The sequence below is a fragment of the Massilia sp. CF038 genome (genome assembly GCF_900129765.1).
Lineage (GTDB): Bacteria > Pseudomonadota > Gammaproteobacteria > Burkholderiales > Burkholderiaceae_D > Telluria_A.
On sequence record NZ_FQWU01000014.1, the window covers coordinates 1 to 1,034 of the forward strand.

1 protein-coding gene is annotated in these 1,034 nt (G+C 57.7%); it reads left to right on the forward strand.

Going from position 1 to position 1,034, the window contains the following annotated elements:
- Nucleotides 1–1,034, forward strand: a 1,034-nt coding sequence (gene tuf, locus BUC24_RS26255) for an elongation factor Tu (protein ID WP_073223691.1), incomplete at both ends; no start/stop codon positions are given.

Genomic DNA, 1,034 nt, shown 5'->3' on the forward strand with positions numbered 1-1,034 from the left:
ACCGTTCTGTCGAAGAAATTCGGCGGCGAAGCTAAAGCATACGACCAGATCGATGCAGCACCAGAAGAAAAAGCACGCGGCATTACCATCAACACCGCGCACGTCGAATACGAAACCGCGAACCGTCACTACGCGCACGTTGACTGCCCAGGCCACGCCGACTACATCAAGAACATGATTACCGGTGCTGCCCAGATGGACGGCGCGATCCTGGTGTGCTCCGCAGCTGACGGCCCAATGCCACAGACCCGCGAACACATCCTGCTGGCCCGCCAAGTTGGCGTTCCATACATCATCGTGTTCCTGAACAAGTGCGACCTGGTCGACGACGCAGAGCTGCTGGAACTGGTCGAAATGGAAGTGCGTGAGTTGCTGTCGAAGTATGAATTCCCAGGCGACGACCTGCCAATCATCAAAGGTTCGGCACGTATGGCCCTCGAAGGCGATGCTGGCGAAATGGGCGAGCAGGCAATCATGGCTCTGGCCGAAGCGCTGGACACCTACATCCCAACGCCAGAGCGCGCTGTTGACGGCGCCTTCCTGATGCCTGTGGAAGACGTGTTCTCGATCTCGGGTCGCGGCACCGTGGTAACCGGTCGTGTTGAGCGCGGTATCGTCAAAGTCGGCGAAGAAATCGAAATCGTCGGCATCAAAGACACCGTCAAGACCACCTGCACCGGCGTGGAAATGTTCCGCAAGCTGCTGGACCAGGGTCAAGCTGGCGACAACGTTGGTCTGCTGCTGCGCGGCACCAAGCGTGAAGACGTGGAGCGTGGTCAAGTTCTGGCCAAGCCAGGCTCGATCAAGCCGCACGCACACTTCACCGGCGAGATCTATGTTCTGTCGAAAGACGAAGGCGGCCGTCACACCCCGTTCTTCAACAACTATCGTCCACAGTTCTACTTCCGTACGACTGACGTGACCGGTTCGATCGAACTGCCAGCGGACAAAGAAATGGTTATGCCAGGCGATAACGTGTCGATCACCGTCAAGCTGATCAACCCGATCGCAATGGAAGAAGGTCTGCGCTTCGC